The sequence below is a fragment of the Rhodococcus sp. F64268 genome (assembly GCF_023015605.1).
GTDB lineage: Bacteria > Actinomycetota > Actinomycetes > Mycobacteriales > Mycobacteriaceae > Rhodococcus.
The window spans coordinates 132,358-147,980 of the sequence record NZ_JALKAI010000004.1; the positions used below are offsets into that span (position 1 = coordinate 132,358).

The window sequence follows — 15,623 nt, forward strand, 5'->3', positions numbered from 1 at the left end:
CGGACGGCTCGAGGATACCTGTGCCGACATGCGAACATGCACAGCCGTCAGTGGCCTCACGCGGCATCCCCGCGTCACACACGTGACTCCACCGGATGCCAGGTGTCTTCGAGCGCACGCGGCTTGCAGGCCTGGTAGCCCCCGGTCACCAGCACCACGACGGCCACGCCGAGCAGGGCGAAGGACGCACCCCATCCCGATGTGGCGTCGTGGAGCACCCCGAACAGGAACGGGCCGAGGCACGCGACGGCATAGCCCACGCCCTGTGTGAATCCCGACAGGACGGAAGATCCGATGTGGCTGCGGGTCCGCAGGTTGATCAAGGTCAACGCCATGGGGAAGGTGCTGGGCCCCAGGCCGAGCAACACGATCCACAGAATCGGCACGCTCATCGGGGCCAGCCACAGCCCGAGAAACGCAATGAAGAAGCACGACGCGGACGCAAGCACCACGGGGAACGGGTTCCGCATCCGCGCGCACAGCGACGGGGCGCCGAAAGCGGACACCAAGCCCATGAACGAGAAAAGACCCACCATCGCGCCGCCGAACGCGGGAGTGGCGCCCGCGTCGGTGAGGATGTCCGGGATCCACGTGAACATCGAGTAGGTGACCAGCGAGGTCATGCCGAACATCCCGGCCATGCCCCATCCCACCGGCGAACGCCAGACCTTGCCCTGTACCTGCGGTGCAGCTCCGTGGTGTTCCTCCGCAGCGGCCCCGCGCCGGCGAGCCAGAATTGCGATCCACGGCAGCGCCGCGGCGAAACCGGCGACCGCCCAGATTCCGATCGACACGCGCCACCCGAATGCATCTGCAAGCGGCACCGCAACGAAAGCCGGTGCAATGGTGCCGATCTGGACTCCGACGATGTACACCGAACTCACGAATGCCAGACGGTGGGAGAAGTACCGCTTCACGAGCGGCGGGATGACGACGTTGCCGATGCCCATCCCACCGAGGGCCAGGGCCGAGAGAGCGAGCAGCGACCAGGTGTCGTCCACGAACGCCCGGGTCGCCATTCCGATACCGGCCATGAGCATCGCGATCAGCGCTGTCTGTTCGAGACCCCACCGTCGGGCCAGGAAGGGAGTACAGATCCCGAAGAACGCGAACATGGCGGTCGGCACCATGCCGAATACACCCACGACGGTCGACGAAAAGCCGATCTCCTCCCGAATCTGCGATGCGAGCGGACTGAAGGAGGTGACGGCGAGTCGGAGCACGAGTGCGGACATCGCGATCGCACAAAAGACAAGGAGGCGGCCGCGTAGAACATTCACGCCAGAAATCATAGGATGACCGGATGACTTTAGGGCAACCCGTTCGGCGCACGAGCCTGATCTCGCAGGTCACCGAGCAACTCCGCGCGGAGATCTGCGCCGGACGCTGGGCCGTCGGAGATCGCATTCCCACCGAGCCGGAACTGTCGGCACTCACCGGAACCAGTCGCAACACGGTCCGCGAAGCCGTGCAGGCCCTCGTGCACACAGGCCTCCTCGAACGCCGTCAAGGTTCGGGAACTTATGTCGTCGCGACCTCCGACATCGGCGGCACCCTCGGCAAGTACTTCGCGACCGCACACGAGCGTGACGTGCAGGAACTGCGACAGACACTCGACGTCACCGCGGCTGTCCTCGCAGCGCGCCGACGTACCTCCGACGATGTCGCGCGCCTCGAGAAGCTCCTGGACGAACGCAACAACCGCTTCGCCGAATCCGATACCGATGCAGCGGTCGAAGCAGACATCGCACTCCACCGGGCCATCGTCGAAGCCAGTCACAACGCCGTGTACCTCGAGTTCTACGATTCACTGCTGCCGTCGATCCGGCAGACCGTCGACCGACACATCCACACGACCGGACGAGGATTCCACTACGAGCACACCGCCCTGGTGACCGCTGTGATCGGGGGCGACGAGGCCGCCGCAACGGCAGCTGCGCGAGCGCTCTTCGCCGAAGTGATGGAATGAGGGTGGACCGGCGCGGCATACGGCTGGTTCGCGCTACTTCACAGCGAGATCCTCTGCCGCGTGAGAATTCCGAGATAAAGTTCGACCACTGTCCGCAGGATTACTTGAGCGCACTTCCCGCATCGACCGACAAGGTGAGTCCTGTGACGTAACGCGATTCGTCGGATGCCAAGAACAGCACGGCATTGCTGATGTCCTCGGGTTCCACCCAGCCGATCGGAAGCACGTGCATCAGCTGGGCCACCACCTTCATGTCCTCCGGGCCCGGGTTCTCGAGATCGGGACGGAACATCTTCATCGCACCCTCGTTCATGAACATCGGTGTGTTCACGTTCGTGGGATGAACGGTGTTGACCCGGATGAAGTGCTGTCCCAGCTCGACCGCGAACGAGCGCATCAAGCCGACGACGCCGTGCTTCGCAGCAATATACGGCCCCATATTGGGGTGGGCCTTCAATCCCCCGACCGAACTCGTCAGGATGATCGAGCCACCTCTGCCTCCTTCTATCATGTGCGGCACACCGGCTTTCACCGACTTCCACACTCCCGACAGATTGATGTCCTGCATTTCCTGCCAGTCGAACTCGTCGGTCTCGTGCAGCGGTGCACCACCGGTCCCGATTCCGGCGTTGGCAACGACGATGTCGAGTCGGCCCAGTTGCTCGACGCCGGTGTCCACCGCGGTCTTCACCGCGTCGAAGTCGCGGACGTCGGTTTCGACCGTCACGATGCGACGGTTGAAACCCTTGACCAGCTCGACTGTTTCGGCCATATCTTCCGGCGATGCCGGGGCGATCTGCGCATCCTCTCTGACCGGACCGCAGATGTCGAGTGCGATGATGTCTGCGCCTTCCTGCGCGAGCCTCACCGCGTGACTACGCCCCTGACCGCGCGCTGCACCCGTGATGAGTGCGACCTTGCCTTCAACCCTGCCTGCCATGATTCACCTCTCGCGTCGTGCATCGAACGACCGCTCGATGCAGTATTTTTCGAACTTTCCCTGTCCGTTCGGGCTATTTCAGGGCCTTCTCGAATTCGATGTGCAGGTCGACGAGACCCCGCAGGAGGAAAGTGGGCTCGTAGACGAATGTCCGTTCGTCCGTCGATCCATGTCGCCCCTCGCTGATCCTGACGTCGCTCATCCTGTCGAGAAGCCGGTCCAGAGTGACCCGGCCCTCCATTCGGGCGAGCGGTGCACCCGCGCACGTGTGCAGTCCACGCCCGAACGCGATGTGCTCATGTGAGTTTTTACGATCGAGTCGAAATTCATTGGGGTTTTCGAACTTTCGCGGATCACGGTTGGCACCTGCCAGACTCAGCATGACGATCGTCCCCGCCGGGACGTCGACGTCACCGATCGTCGTGGTCTTACGCACGAGACGGAAGTCGATCTTGGTCGGGCTGTCGAATCGGAGCGACTCCTCCATGAACGGCTTGATCAGACTGCGATCCTCGCGAAGCATCTGCTGGTACTCCGGCCGTTCGCACAGCACCCGCAGCGCCGAGCTGAGGAGCTTCGTCACCGTTTCCTGGCCGGCAGCGAACAGGAAGGTGGCGGGTCGTACCACCTCGATGAGCTCCGGTGTTGATCCGTCCGGATACGTTGCCGTAGCAAGACCGCTGAGAATGTCGCCGCGGGGCTCACGACGCCGGTCGGCAAGATAGCCGGTGAATCTCTCGTCGAGATACTCCAGCGGGTTGATACCCACCGGCTCGTGATCGAGCGATCCGACGCGGGTTCCGGGACGTTCTCCGGCGCCCAGCGCGCGACGGAAGTCTTCGCGGTCACCTTCAGGGACACCGAGCAGGTCCGTGATCGCCAGCGTTGCAAACGGTTTGGCGTACTCGCCGAGGAACTCGCAGCTCCCGTTGTCGATGAACTCGTCGAACTGCTGATCCGCCAGCGTCCAAAGATACTCCTCGTTCTCGACGAGGCGTTTCGGTGTGAGGAGTCGGCCCAGCAGGGATCGCGCCCGTGTGTGATCGGGTGGGTCCATCACCACCATGTGTTCAGAGATCGGAAACAGGTGACGATGCGCCTCGATCTGGTCGGTGATGTCGTCGCCTTCGGGTTCGAACGGCAACGGAGGGAACGGTCCACCGATCGCATTGACTGCAGAGAGAGCGTCGGAGTTCTTGAATCCTTCGACCACCTCCTGATAGCCGGTGACAACCACTACCCCGTAGTTCGGTTCGCGAAATACAGGATTCATGCTTCGGAGATGGTCGAAGTATTCGAACGGATTCTGCGCGAGTTCTCCATCGGAGAAGTAGTCGGCAGAGGCGAGATCGGTCATCGGATCACTGGCCTTTCGGTGAACGAGGTGACGCGGCGGGCACGTCCTCGGAGATGCTGATGGCCTGGCGCGGGCATGCACTGACTGCCGAACGCGCTTTGGCCCACAGCGCTGCCGGTGGATGTTCGTCGCAGGTTGCGATGTCGTCGTCCGCGAGATCGAAGATCTCGGGTGCTATCTCGACACACAACGCATGCGCCTCGCACATCTCACGATCGATGTGGAGGTACTCGGGCGTTCCCGTCATAGGGCGCTCCCCATGGTGAGTGCGGATCCGGGTGGCGTGACAGACGCGTGCACGTCGCGCCGGAGGTAGGCTGAGTAACAACGTTACTGACGAGACGATAACCCCGTTATCCCCATAGGGCAAGGAAATTCACAAACATGGAGAACGCAGAGATCACTGGCGAACCGGACCGGACCGGAGAACGGCTGCTCGCGACGGTCGTCGAGCTTCTCGAGAACGACGGCTACGACGCGGTGCAACTGCGCGAGGTGGCACGGCGGGCACGGATCTCGTTGACCACCATCTACAAGCGGTATGCCACGCGCGAAGAACTGATCCTTGCCGCGATCGAACACTGGATGAAGTCGAACTACACCGAGCTGGCCACACAGAGCCGCGACCCCGGCGAACCACTACACCCGGCGATGATGCGAGTGATCCGCGCAATCTTCGAGCCGTGGGAACAGCATCCCGAGATGCTCTTCGCATATTTTCGCGTCCGGGCCGCGCCGGGCGGCGAGAGCCTCGCTGTGCGCGGCTTCGACCCCGTCGTACCCATCGGCATGGCAGTGCTGTCGGATGTGGATCCCGAGTTCGTCGCGGAGCTCGAATCGATCCTCTCCAGCGTCGTCTACGGCCTCGTGGGGCGTTGCAACGCGGGCTACGTCGACATCACCGAGATCGTGCCCACGATCGATCGCACGGTCTTCTGGCTCACGACCGGCTATCAGGCCTCACTCCGAGACGAATGAGCATGCCCCCGTCAGCCCATAGGGTCGTCGGCTCCGGCGCGGGCAGTGTCGTGGAACGGCGCGTGGACCGATGCCCACCGCACGCACTCCCATCCACCACCGGGTACCGGCTCCAGTTCGACGGTGTCGGTGTTGGCCAGGTGGTTTCCGCTTGCGAAACCGCCGGGCACCTTCCCGAGGTACGACGCGACGAGGCGGATGGCAGCGCCGTGGCTGACCACGACGATGTCGCCCGATCCTGCCTCCAGGTAGTCTGCGCGCAGCTCGTCGAGCACCGGCACGAATCGGTCGAGGACGTCGAATGCACTCTCGCCGCCGGGGACCCGGGCACGTAGGTCGCCGTCGTGCCACGACTGGTAGACCTTCACGAACATCGCATGCGACTCTTCGTCGTCGCGGTCCTCGAGTTCGCCGACCTGCACCTCGTGCAGCCCGTCACGCGCAGACGCTCGAAGCCCCACCGGATCCTGCGCATGCAGGGCTGTCTGCTTTGCGCGAATGGCCTGGGACGACACGAGCAGCGTCGGCGCGCGTTCGACGAGGTTCTTGCCGAGCGTCTTCGCCTGCGTGATTCCGAGCTCGGTCAACTCCGCCCCGGGGAGTTTCGTGTCGAGGCGCTTCTCGACGTTCGCCACCGTCTGGCCGTGCCGGGCCAGGATCAATTTCCCGTTCAACTGATTTCCTCTCCGCGTCGCAATCGTTCCAGCCACTGTGCGTCCTCCTCGTCCGACACCGGTGCGACACCCGGCTCGGACACCGCCGCCCATGAACCGAGGAACCGCACCTGGGCGAAACGGTGGAGCGCCTTGAGCGCTTCTGCGACGAGTGCGTCGTCGATGTGTCCCACACAGTCCAAGTGGAAGAAGTAGGTGCCGTATTCCTTTCGCGTCGGCCGCGACTCGATACGGGTCAGGTCGATGCCGCGCGTCGCGAATTCCGTCATCGCACGGACCAGTGACCCCGGCTCGTGGGGAAGTTGCAGGATCACCGACGTGCGGTCGCGGCCGGTGCGCTTCGGCACCGGTGCCGGACGGGTGACGAGGACGAAACGTGTTCGGGCTCCTGCGAAGTCCGCGACGCCATCCGCGAAGACCTCGAGACCCAGCCGCTGACCGGCGAGCGCCGTCGATACTCCCGCGTCGACCTTGCCCGCCGCCACATCCTCGGCCGCGCCCGCGTTGGAGGATGCGGCCACGACCGTGGCGTTCGGCAACGTGTCGCTGACCCACTGCCGAACCTGGGCCGCCGCCACCGGGTAGGCGCCGATGGTCTCGATCGTGTCGAGGGTCGTCCCCGAGCGCACCACGACAGTGAAGGCGATGTCGAGCTCGGTTTCCGCCACGATCTGCAAGCGGGGCCCGATCGAGAGCGCATCCATCGTCGGCGGTACCGACCCCTCGACGGAACTCTCGATGGGAACCACTGCAGCATCGACCTCGCCGTCGCGCAGCAACTGCAGTGCGGCCGGAGGGCTGGCCGCGGGTACACGCTCGACGGGCTCGTCGAAGACGCCGAAGTCCTCGAAACGGGCGAGGGCCATTTCGGTGAAGGTTCCGGTCGGTCCGAAATACGCGATACGGGGCACGGCTTACAGATTACGCACCGCCGCTTGCCGGGATGCGTCATCGAAATGAACCCTGTCAGCGTGGGGAGAGACCCGCCGTCCGTAGTCCACCCAGCACCGCGTCGAGGTCGTCGACTTCCACAGCGAGCAGGATCTCCCGCAATGCTTCGGCGGCCTCGGGGATCAAGCGACCGAGGCGGTCGGCGTCGGGCGCGGTCAGGGCACCGCGGATGTCGAATCCACTGAGCGCTGCCGCCGTACCGGAAAGCAGTGCAAGCACGTCGGATGCTGATTCCGCACGGGCGACGAATCCGGTGTCGGCATGTGCGAGCACGGCGAGGAAATCGGCAACGGCGCCCGGTGCACGGCCGGTCGGCAACCCGGGGATGTGCCCGGCCTCGGTGAGTGCGCGAGCCGTGTCGGCCAGGCTCGAGTCGGCAAGGGCCGGGTCGTCTACCTGCACGTAGACCGCCAGCGGCGCGGGAGCGGTGAATGCGAGCACGTCGTCGAGGTCGTCGAGGGTGCAGTCGAGCTGGTAGCGAACGGGTCGCCGGCCTGCAGGTGACGGGGCTTCACCCGAGGCATCCAATTCGACGATCACACCGCGATCGGGCAACTCCGCGACTTCACTCGCGGGAACGATCGGTGCCGCCAGTTCCGGCCCCGAGACAGCGAGGGCAGCCTCCAGCGTCTCGTAGCGACGCGAGAGCAGCGCGTCGAGCAGACCACGGGGTTCTTCGCGCGACGGCGGCATTCCGAGGGGCAGTGGGATCGACACGTTGTTCAGGCTAACGCGGTAACCCTTGCGACCACCGTCACAATGACTTAGGTTTGCCTCACCTACTTAAGAAGGAGGGCCCGCATGCAGACCAAAACGACCGACATTCCGGCGCCGACCACCGCGGAACGCGTGCGCACCGCTCTCATCCGCGCAGACACCACCTACCTTGCGATCGACGGTTGCGACCCGATCCCGACGACCGTCCACTTCCTACAGGACGACGGAAACATCGCGATCGTCGTACCGGCCGAGACCACCGCGGTCGCACTCGCCTGGCAGTCCGGAGCCGCAGGCCTACCCGCGATGCTCGAGCTCACCGACCACTCGCCCCTCAATCTGCGCAACCCCGTCCGGTCGCTGATCTGGCTCAGCGGGAACCTGTTCCCCGTCGACGAGCCGCGACAGATCGCGGCCGACGTCGCGGAGATCCTTCCGCACCCCGAACTCCTCGACGTCGGCCACAACTCCGAACTACTGGTGCTCCGACTCACATCCGTGGTTGCCGCAGACACCACCGGAGCCGAATCCGTCGACCTTCCCGACGTGTTCGACGCCGCCCCCGACCCCTTCGCCACCTACGAGACGGCGTGGCTCGAACACCTCGAACAGGATCACGCGGACATCCTCGCCCGGATCGCCAGGAGAATCCCGCCGTCGGCGCGCACCGGCCGAATCCGGCCCCTCGGCCTCGACCGCTACGGCCTGCGCCTGCGCATCGAATCGGGCAACGGTGACCACGACGTTCGCATCCCCTTCCCGGAACCCGTCGACGAGCCGAGCGGACTGAGCAAGGCACTGCGCATGCTCGTCGGATGCCCGTTCATGAACGGAATGCGCGCTACTCACTGAGCGCAGAATCGGCCCCGCAGCACGTTCGGGCACAATCGCTCCCGTGACGACGATCCGCGCCTGGCTCAATCCACCCCGGCAGAATCCCGGCACACCGCTCGATGCTGCCGAACGTCGGGCCTTGTGGATCGAAATCGCGATCGTCCTGCTCGTCACCTTCGGGCTCAGCGGCCTGTCGTCGATCCTGTCGCTACTGGAAGCCGCCCTTGCACCGGAGCCGCTATCCGATCAGACAGTCGCGCTGAATGCCCCGCGGTCGTCACAGCAGTTCATCGACCTCGCCAGACAACTCCTCGGCATCGTCCGCCTGCTCGCATGGGCCGCACTCGGCCTCTATCTCCTGTGGCGCAGCGGCCACGGCCCGAAGATCATCGGCTTCGCGCGTCCACTACTGCGCCGCGACTGGCTTCCAGGCGCCGGGCTCGCCGCACTCATCGGGCTGCCCGGCCTCGCGCTGTACCTCGGGGCACGTGCCGCCGGACTCAACCTCAACGTGGCGCCGAGCATCCTCGCCGACTACTGGTGGCGCCTGCCCACAGAAGTGTTGTGGGCCATCGCCAACTCGGGCGCCGAAGAAATACTGGTCGTCGCGTATCTGATCACGCGTCTACGGCAGCTCGGATGGTCGGAGAACGGCTCGCTACTGGCCTCGGCCCTGCTCCGCGGCAGCTACCACCTCTACCAGGGACTCGGTGGCGGCTTCGGCAACGTCATCATGGGCCTGGTGTTCGGCCGGTACTGGCAACGCACCTCGAAACTGTGGCCCCTCGTGATCGCCCACGCGCTGATCGACTGCGTCGCGTTCATCGGGTACCAAGCACTGCGGGAGCACGTCTCATGGTTGTCTTGAACATGCGACCGACTGCCGTGAACGTACAGTTGTCCGGGTGAACGGCGACCACCCCGACCCTCGGAACCGGCCGCGCCCACCCCAGGGGCCGCCGCCGCGTCGGCAACCACCGATGCGCCGCCCCGCCCCGCCGCACGCCACGCCTCCTCCTCCGGAAGGCAATCAGGTGATCCGGCGTAACCCGCCCGCGCCGCCGCGGGCCTGGTCGCAGGCACCCGGGTCCGAGCGCCGCGCCGCGCCGCCACCCCCGCGAAGGCAGCCACCTCCACGGCAACAACCGCCGCCCCGACGGCAGCCTCCGCCGCCGCAGCAGCATCGGCCGCAACAACAACATCAGCGGCGGCAGCAACCCGAACCGTTCGTCGACAAGCGACGTGCAGCGACAGCACCGCCCCCACCGCCTCCTGCGCCTCCGCGCCGGCGGCGCCCGCCGGTCGCCGAGCCCGAACCGCGACGCAGACGACCAGGTGGTGTCCGGCGGACCCTGCGCCGCGTAGGCGCGCTGCTCGCCGTCCTGCTCATCGCGGCGGTCGCGGGTGTCGTCTACTTCGACGGCAAACTCGACCGCATCGATGCGCTCGCCGACTACGAGGGCCGTATCGGCGATACCCCCGGAACCAATTTCCTGTTGGTGGGCTCCGACAGCCGCATCGGGCTCACCCCCGAGCAGGAACAGGAACTCGCGACCGGCGGCGATGTCGGCCCCGATCGCACCGACACGATCATGCTCGTCCACGTCCCCAGCGGAGGTGGCGCCACCACGATGGTGAGCCTCCCCCGCGACTCGTACGTGTCCGTCCCCGGATTCGGACAGGACAAACTGAACGCCTCGTTCGCGCTCGGTGGGCCGCAGTTGCTCGTCCAGACGGTCGAGGGAGCAACCGGAATCCACATCGACCACTACACCGAGATCGGATTCAGTGGGTTCGCGTCGATCGTCGATGCGGTCGGCGGCGTCGACATCTGTGTCCCGTATCCGATCGACGATCCGCTGGCGGGTCTGCAACTCGAAGCGGGCTGTCAGGAACTGAACGGCGCGCAGTCGCTCGGTTTCGTGCGCACCCGCGCCACACCGCTCGCCGATCTCGATCGGATGAACAACCAGCGGCTGTTCATGTCGGCCTTGCTGAGCAAGGCGACCGGCCCCTCCACCTTTCTCAACCCGTTCCGATTGTGGCCGCTGGTCTCGGGTGCGGCAGCGTCGGTGCGCGTCGACGACGGCGACCACCTGTGGGATCTCGGCCGGCTCGCGTGGGCGATGCGCGGCGAGACGGTCACTGCGACAGTGCCCGTCGGTGGCTTCGAGGATGTCTACGGGGTCGGCAACGTCCTGCTGTGGGATCGGGAGCGCGCCATCGAGTTCTTCGGCGCGCTCGAGCAGGACGAGCAGATCCCCGCGGATCTGCTCGCACCCGCGCCCTGACCGCCGTTCATCCCGAGATGATCTTGGGTTAGCCAATCCTGAAAGGGCCCAGGTTAGCCAATACTCGGAGAAATCAGTCTAGCCAATGCTTGGATGAAAATATCCCTGACCTGCATTAACGTCGCAGTCATGACAACAATGGGCGAATCTCGTACGACCAAATTCCAGTCGCTTCTGCACGACCAGATTCGCAACGAGTTCAACGCATCGCATCAGTACATCGCGATCGCGATCTTCTACGACAACGCGGATCTCCCGCAGCTCGCGAAGCACTTCTACGCGCAGGCGGTCGAAGAACGCAACCACGCCATGATGATCGTCCAGTACTTCCTCGATCGCGACATCGCCGTCGACCTCACCGGCGTCGATGCCTGCCAATCGATGTTCGAGAGTGCCCGTGAGCCCATCGCGCTGGCGCTCGAGCAGGAGAAGGCCGTCACCGAACAGATCGTCGAACTCGCTCGCACCGCCCGCGACGAGGGCGACTACCTCGGCGAGCAGTTCATGCAGTGGTTCCTGCAAGAGCAGGTCGAGGAGGTCGCAACCGTCACCACGCTGCTGACCGTCGCCGATCGTGCAGGCGAGAATCTGTTCAACCTCGAGGACTTCGTCGCTCGCGAGCTCAACTCGAAGACCGCAGGGCGGAACGGTAACGCTCCGCTCGCCGCAGGCGGCAGCATCTAGCCAGCCCCGCTGCCGACAAACCGAATGTCACCTTCGTTCAGTCCGACTGTATGAAGGTGACATTCGGCCATTCTGGGTCAGCGCAGCGTGACCTGGCGGCTTCGCAGGCCGTCGCGTGAGCCCCGCTCGGCGACGGTCAGCGGCGACTCGTCGCCCAGCGCCGCAGCGAGGCGCGTATCGAGCTCGAGCGTCGCCGCGACCCATTCGTCGGGATGCTTCTCACGATCGAGATCGAACACGGGCACCAGCAGGCCGTGCGTGCGGAACGAACCCGCGAACCGCGAACCCTCACCGAGATGCAGACCACCGGCAGCATGCACACGCGACAGAGCCGTCATCAGCGTGTCTTCGTCCTCGGGCCGAATCCAGCGCAGGTGTGCCTTCTCTCCGGTATCCACCCACCACGCAGCGACGAGACCCTCACCGTCGAGACGTGCCGACGGCATCACAGCAGCGTTCGCCTGCTGCAGCGTCTGCGCGACATCGGGAGCGGCCTCGACACCTTCAGGGATCCACCACTGGAAATCCTGGTGCACAGTGATCGACGGAAGCTCGTCGGCGGCGAGCAGATCCTGCAGGCGCGCCGAGTCCGCTGTCGGCTCTGCCACCTTCAATGACGTCCCGGGCTCAGCGGTGAGGGCCCACTCCAGTGCCGCACCGAGTTCACCGGCCGGATCGGGGCCGAACGTCGCCAACTGCAGTCCGACGTACCCGACGACCTCGTCGCCCTCTTCACGCGCAAGTGCCGCGACACCGCCGGGGAGGATGGTTGCACCGATCACTCGGCGGCCGCCACCCGCGACCGGAAGGTCGACGAGTGCAGACGGCACGAACTCCCGCAACGCCACGAGGTCGAGTTCGAGCGCGAGGCCCTCGAACGGTCGGGACGACGCGCCGGACGCTGCTTCCCGTTCGAGCCTGCGCTGCTCGAGCTTGGCGGCGCGATTGCTGCCGGGCTTGGGTCCGCTGTTTCTCTTGCTCTTCTTCGCCACGGCGCAAAACTACACGCCGGGCACCGCGTCGAGTTGAGCCTTGGTGCGTCCGGGGTGATTGGTGGCCACCCAGCCGACCCCGAGGGTGCGGCACAACTCCACGTCTTCGGGTTCGTCGACCGTCCAGCAGTAGGTGGCCCGACCTGCGAGAGCAGCCCTGTCGACGAGGTCGCGGTGTTCACGCAATGTCGCAACGGACGGACCGATCGCGGTGGCACCGACCGTTGTGGCGGCACTGCCGCCGAGGTAACGGGACGTCTCTCCGAGCAGGACTGTGGGCAGCAACGGCGCCTGTCTACGGATCCGCCAGACAGCGCTCGCGGCGAACGACATCACCACAACCCGGGAGAAATCCGCTGACGGTGGTGTCGCCAGCCCGAACCGCGACAGTTCGGCGAGCAGCTTCGCCTCCACGAGCGCGCCGTACCGCACGGGATGCTTGGTCTCGACGAACAACTTCACCGGCACGCTCGTGAAGTCCATCATCAGTTCGATGAGTTGAGCCAACGTGAGCAGGCCCGCGGGTTCCCCCGACCGGCCGTAGTCGAATTCGGACAACTCCGCGAGCGTCATTTCGCTCACGACACCGGTGCCCGTGGAGGTCCGGTCGATCGTGCGGTCGTGGACGCACACGAGATGTCCGTCTCGGGTCAGCCGCACATCGCATTCGAGCCCGTCGGCGCCTTCTTCGAGCGCGAGTTCGTAGGCAGCCAAGGTGTGTTCTGCTTTGGCTGCGGACGAACCCCGGTGGGCAACGACACGCGGCACCGCGAACTCGGTCACGGCGTCACCGCCGGAATCCGGGGCTCGTCGTCCCGAACGGCCGAGGCCGGCACGATCTCGGCGATCGGCGCGTATACCGGCCCGGTCGCCGTGGTGAACCTGCGCTGTTGCAGTGGCCTGCCCTGCAGGTCGGCTCCGTCACACAAGCGGAGCACGTACAGCGTCGCCAATGCGACCACCGCGGCGAGGCCGGCGACGACGGCGGTCAACAGGACCGCGTCGGCCCTGGCCTGCAGCGAGTCGCGCTGACGCCAGAACAGCACGAATACGAACAGCACCGCGTTCGACACGATCAGCACCCACCAGATCCGGACGGCACGCAGGAGCCGCGGCCTATCGTAGGCGATCTCGGTGAGGAAGACGCCGGGGAGCGCGAGGTTGACGCCGGGCACCACAACACCGAACAACAACGAACCCGGCGACCGGGGATCCGAGGTGTCGTGCTCTGCGAACACTCGGCGGCGAACCTCGATCAGGCGTAGACCCGACGCGACCGCGGCAGCGAGTGCGACGAGTGGACCGACGATCTGGGTCGCCCACACGGCCGAGTCCGACAACGCCAGGACGATGGGCTCGATCAGCCGCGTGCGATTTACCAGCAGCAACACGTATCGCGCCAGCTCGGCAACCGCCGCAAGCCCGAATACCACTGCCGTGCCCACCAGCAGGGTGGGTGCCAGGCCGGCGAGCGTCTCGGCTCGGGTCGGCTCCTCAGCGTGCGGTCGTGGCCGGTCGAGTAGTCCCCACCGCGGAATCTCGTCGTAAGCGGGTGTCGCCGTGGGCTGTGCGGCGCGGGGGGCAGTCCGTTCGGCGGAGCTGCTCTGCGGCGACCGGACGACCCACCGGAAGTTTCGTCGGTTCGGAGGAACCGCAACGTGGGTATCGACGGGTGAGAGCAGCAGACCGCGACACGAGGGACACCACTGGCGCGCCTGGTAGGACACGGGCCAGCGGCTCTCGCAGCGAACACAGATCTGATAGGCGGCCATCAATAGATCTTCGCCGGGTCGTCGCCGTCACCTGTCAGAGGCCGGTTCGACTTCTGCCACGCGACCATTCCACCTGCCACCTGGAAGGCGTCGTATCCGATCCGGTTGAGATATTCGACGGCGCCGAGCGAGCGGCCCCCTTGGCGACACACCACGTAGACCTCGGCGTCGATATCGATCTCCTCGAGGCGGGCGGGAACATCGGCCAGCGCTATGTGCAGTGCGCCGGGCGCATGCCCGAGCGCCCACTCGTCGTCCTCTCGTACGTCGAGGAGCACCGAGTCGGGGCCCGGTTCGGGAACCTCGTCCACCGACACGGTGGGCACATCGGAAGAACTCACGATTCCAATAGTGGCACGCGCCGATATGCGATGCAGCCGCGCGGCATACCGTAATGAGTTTCCACAATGCCCACGCGCAGGAGTTATCCACAGTTTCCACAGGTTCATCCCCAGGGTTACCCAACCGTCGAATTCATCGCTCGAGACCGCTCACAATTCCCGGTACGTGGACTCCTGGAACAATCGAGTAATGGAATTACGGATTTTCACGGAACCACAGCAGGGAGCAACCTACGAGGATCTGCTCGCAGTCGCTCAGACTGCCGAGCGGCTCGGCTACGGCGCATTCTTCCGATCCGACCACTACCTGGCGATGAACACCGAGGGCCTTCCCGGCCCCACCGACGCCTGGATCACGCTTGCCGGACTCGCCCGCGACACGTCGACGATCCGGCTCGGCACCCTCGTGACCTCGGCGACCTTCCGCCACCCCGGCCCACTGGCAGTCTCGGTCGCTCAGGTCGACGCGATGAGTTCCGGCCGCGTCGAGTTCGGGCTCGGCGCCGGCTGGTTCGAGGAGGAGCATTCCGCGTACGGCATTCCCTTCCCGCCGATCAAAGAGCGATTCGACCGTCTGGAGGACGCCCTCGCCATCACCACCGGCCTGTGGGAGACCCCGGTCGGCGAGAAATTCTCGTACGACGGCGCGCACACCCGGATCGTGGATTCACCGGCCCTCCCGAAGCCGCATCAGCAAAAGATCCCCGTGGTGATCGGTGGCGCGGGGAAGAAGCGGACGCCGGCGTTGGCCGCGCGCTATGCGAGCGAATTCAATGTTCCGTTCAATTCGGTGGAAGGCTCGGCGACCCTTTTCGAGCGCGTGCGCCAGGCGTGCCGCGACGCGGGACGCGATCCCGCCGAGCTGACACTGTCGAACGCGCTCGTGTTGTGCTGCGGGAGGGACGAAGCAGAAATCGCCCGCCGTGCCGCGCGCATCGGCCGCGAGGTCGACGAGCTTCGTGAGAACGGGCTGGCGGGGACCCCGGAGGAAATAGTGGAGAAGATCCGCACTTACGCAGATATCGGGACACAGCGGATCTACCTGCAAGTGCTCGATCTGGCCGACCTCGACCACCTCGAACTCGTCGCGCAGGAGGTCATGCCTGCGGTAGCAGCGCTCTAG

The 15,623-nt window shown here is 65.4% G+C and carries 18 protein-coding genes; 7 read left to right on the forward strand and 11 right to left on the reverse strand.

Annotation, left to right across the window (positions count from 1 at the left end; genetic code table 11):
- Positions 1–74 precede the first annotated feature (74 nt).
- Positions 75–1,292 carry an MFS transporter gene (locus MWU77_RS10970; protein WP_247273670.1) on the reverse strand — a complete coding sequence of 406 codons (1,218 nt, stop codon included), beginning with the start codon at positions 1,290–1,292 and terminating at the stop codon, positions 75–77.
- A gap of 11 nt (positions 1,293–1,303) precedes the next feature.
- On the opposite strand from MWU77_RS10970, the gene MWU77_RS10975 reads away from it, so the two are divergent.
- Positions 1,304–1,969, forward strand: coding sequence for a FadR/GntR family transcriptional regulator (locus MWU77_RS10975; RefSeq protein WP_247273671.1), 666 nt, complete (start codon positions 1,304–1,306; stop codon positions 1,967–1,969).
- 100 nt (positions 1,970–2,069) lie between these two features.
- Here the strand turns inward: MWU77_RS10975 and MWU77_RS10980 are convergent, their stop codons facing one another.
- The 3 genes from MWU77_RS10980 to MWU77_RS10990 all read right to left on the reverse strand — a co-directional run bounded on the left by MWU77_RS10980 (position 2,070) and on the right by MWU77_RS10990 (position 4,513).
- On the reverse strand, positions 2,070–2,909 hold the full coding sequence (locus tag MWU77_RS10980; RefSeq protein ID WP_169689220.1) for a mycofactocin-coupled SDR family oxidoreductase: 840 nt from the start codon (positions 2,907–2,909) through the stop codon (positions 2,070–2,072).
- Positions 2,910–2,982: 73 nt separating this feature from the next.
- A complete protein-coding gene (locus MWU77_RS10985) occupies positions 2,983–4,266 on the reverse strand; it encodes a cytochrome P450 (RefSeq protein ID WP_247273672.1) in 1,284 nt (427 codons plus the stop codon).
- A 4-nt stretch (positions 4,267–4,270) separates the two neighbouring features.
- A complete protein-coding gene (locus MWU77_RS10990) occupies positions 4,271–4,513 on the reverse strand; it encodes a ferredoxin (RefSeq protein ID WP_247273673.1) in 243 nt (80 codons plus the stop codon).
- 137 nt (positions 4,514–4,650) lie between these two features.
- Here MWU77_RS10990 and MWU77_RS10995 point away from each other — a divergent pair, with 137 nt between their 5' ends.
- Entirely contained in the window at positions 4,651–5,244 is a 594-nt protein-coding gene (locus MWU77_RS10995) for a TetR family transcriptional regulator (RefSeq protein WP_247273674.1), read from the forward strand.
- An 11-nt stretch (positions 5,245–5,255) separates the two neighbouring features.
- On the opposite strand, the gene MWU77_RS11000 is transcribed toward MWU77_RS10995, so the two are convergent.
- Genes MWU77_RS11000 through MWU77_RS11010 form a run of 3 tightly spaced genes read right to left on the reverse strand, consistent with a single transcriptional unit; the run spans position 5,256 to position 7,562 of the window.
- Positions 5,256–5,918, reverse strand: coding sequence for a histidine phosphatase family protein (locus MWU77_RS11000; protein ID WP_247273675.1), 663 nt, complete (start codon positions 5,916–5,918; stop codon positions 5,256–5,258).
- The gene (gene pheA / locus MWU77_RS11005; protein WP_247273676.1) at positions 5,915–6,829 is read right to left on the reverse strand and encodes a prephenate dehydratase; all 915 of its coding nucleotides are present in this window, start codon (positions 6,827–6,829) and stop codon (positions 5,915–5,917) included. The genes MWU77_RS11000 and pheA overlap by 4 nt, the downstream gene beginning before the upstream one ends.
- A gap of 55 nt (positions 6,830–6,884) precedes the next feature.
- Positions 6,885–7,562, reverse strand: a complete 678-nt coding sequence (locus MWU77_RS11010; protein WP_281499341.1) for a hypothetical protein — start codon at positions 7,560–7,562, stop codon at positions 6,885–6,887.
- A 108-nt stretch (positions 7,563–7,670) separates the two neighbouring features.
- Here MWU77_RS11010 and MWU77_RS11015 point away from each other — a divergent pair, with 108 nt between their 5' ends.
- The 4 genes from MWU77_RS11015 (at position 7,671) to MWU77_RS11030 (ending at position 11,395) form a co-directional block, all read left to right on the forward strand.
- A complete protein-coding gene (locus MWU77_RS11015; protein WP_247273678.1) occupies positions 7,671–8,438 on the forward strand; it encodes a DUF2470 domain-containing protein in 768 nt (255 codons plus the stop codon).
- Positions 8,439–8,481: 43 nt separating this feature from the next.
- The gene (locus tag MWU77_RS11020) at positions 8,482–9,288 is read left to right on the forward strand and encodes a CPBP family intramembrane glutamic endopeptidase (protein WP_169689214.1); all 807 of its coding nucleotides are present in this window, start codon (positions 8,482–8,484) and stop codon (positions 9,286–9,288) included.
- A 166-nt stretch (positions 9,289–9,454) separates the two neighbouring features.
- The gene (locus tag MWU77_RS11025) at positions 9,455–10,711 is read left to right on the forward strand and encodes an LCP family protein (protein WP_247274099.1); all 1,257 of its coding nucleotides are present in this window, start codon (positions 9,455–9,457) and stop codon (positions 10,709–10,711) included.
- 138 nt (positions 10,712–10,849) lie between these two features.
- Positions 10,850–11,395, forward strand: a complete 546-nt coding sequence (locus tag MWU77_RS11030) for a ferritin (RefSeq protein WP_374229875.1) — start codon at positions 10,850–10,852, stop codon at positions 11,393–11,395.
- 77 nt (positions 11,396–11,472) lie between these two features.
- Here MWU77_RS11030 and MWU77_RS11035 read toward each other — a convergent pair whose 3' ends face one another.
- Genes MWU77_RS11035 through MWU77_RS11050 form a run of 4 tightly spaced genes read right to left on the reverse strand, consistent with a single transcriptional unit; the run spans position 11,473 to position 14,500 of the window.
- Positions 11,473–12,387, reverse strand: coding sequence for a DUF5926 family protein (locus tag MWU77_RS11035; protein ID WP_247273679.1), 915 nt, complete (start codon positions 12,385–12,387; stop codon positions 11,473–11,475).
- A 9-nt stretch (positions 12,388–12,396) separates the two neighbouring features.
- Positions 12,397–13,170: a glycerophosphodiester phosphodiesterase gene (locus MWU77_RS11040; protein WP_169689211.1), complete on the reverse strand. Its 774-nt coding sequence runs from the start codon at positions 13,168–13,170 to the stop codon at positions 12,397–12,399.
- The gene (locus tag MWU77_RS11045; protein WP_247273680.1) at positions 13,167–14,159 is read right to left on the reverse strand and encodes a DUF4328 domain-containing protein; all 993 of its coding nucleotides are present in this window, start codon (positions 14,157–14,159) and stop codon (positions 13,167–13,169) included. Before MWU77_RS11045 ends, MWU77_RS11040 begins: the two co-directional genes overlap by 4 nt.
- Entirely contained in the window at positions 14,159–14,500 is a 342-nt protein-coding gene (locus MWU77_RS11050; RefSeq protein ID WP_247273681.1) for a rhodanese-like domain-containing protein, read from the reverse strand. The genes MWU77_RS11045 and MWU77_RS11050 overlap by 1 nt, the downstream gene beginning before the upstream one ends.
- Positions 14,501–14,690: 190 nt before the next feature.
- On the opposite strand from MWU77_RS11050, the gene MWU77_RS11055 reads away from it, so the two are divergent.
- Positions 14,691–15,623, forward strand: a complete 933-nt coding sequence (locus tag MWU77_RS11055; RefSeq protein WP_169689209.1) for an LLM class F420-dependent oxidoreductase — start codon at positions 14,691–14,693, stop codon at positions 15,621–15,623.

What these genes read in the sequence shown, in the direction of transcription:
- MWU77_RS10970 (WP_247273670.1), bottom strand. Translation starts at nt 1,292, where the DNA reads ATGATTTCTGGCGTGAATGTTCTACGCGGCCGCCTCCTTGTCTTTTGT.
- MWU77_RS10975 (WP_247273671.1), top strand. Translation starts at nt 1,304, where the DNA reads ATGACTTTAGGGCAACCCGTTCGGCGCACGAGCCTGATCTCGCAGGTC.
- MWU77_RS10980 (WP_169689220.1), bottom strand. Translation starts at nt 2,909, where the DNA reads ATGGCAGGCAGGGTTGAAGGCAAGGTCGCACTCATCACGGGTGCAGCG.
- MWU77_RS10985 (WP_247273672.1), bottom strand. Translation starts at nt 4,266, where the DNA reads ATGACCGATCTCGCCTCTGCCGACTACTTCTCCGATGGAGAACTCGCG.
- MWU77_RS10990 (WP_247273673.1), bottom strand. Translation starts at nt 4,513, where the DNA reads ATGACGGGAACGCCCGAGTACCTCCACATCGATCGTGAGATGTGCGAG.
- MWU77_RS10995 (WP_247273674.1), top strand. Translation starts at nt 4,651, where the DNA reads ATGGAGAACGCAGAGATCACTGGCGAACCGGACCGGACCGGAGAACGG.
- MWU77_RS11010 (WP_281499341.1), bottom strand. Translation starts at nt 7,562, where the DNA reads ATGCCGCCGTCGCGCGAAGAACCCCGTGGTCTGCTCGACGCGCTGCTC.
- MWU77_RS11015 (WP_247273678.1), top strand. Translation starts at nt 7,671, where the DNA reads ATGCAGACCAAAACGACCGACATTCCGGCGCCGACCACCGCGGAACGC.
- MWU77_RS11030 (WP_374229875.1), top strand. Translation starts at nt 10,850, where the DNA reads ATGGGCGAATCTCGTACGACCAAATTCCAGTCGCTTCTGCACGACCAG.
- MWU77_RS11045 (WP_247273680.1), bottom strand. Translation starts at nt 14,159, where the DNA reads ATGGCCGCCTATCAGATCTGTGTTCGCTGCGAGAGCCGCTGGCCCGTG.
- MWU77_RS11055 (WP_169689209.1), top strand. Translation starts at nt 14,691, where the DNA reads ATGGAATTACGGATTTTCACGGAACCACAGCAGGGAGCAACCTACGAG.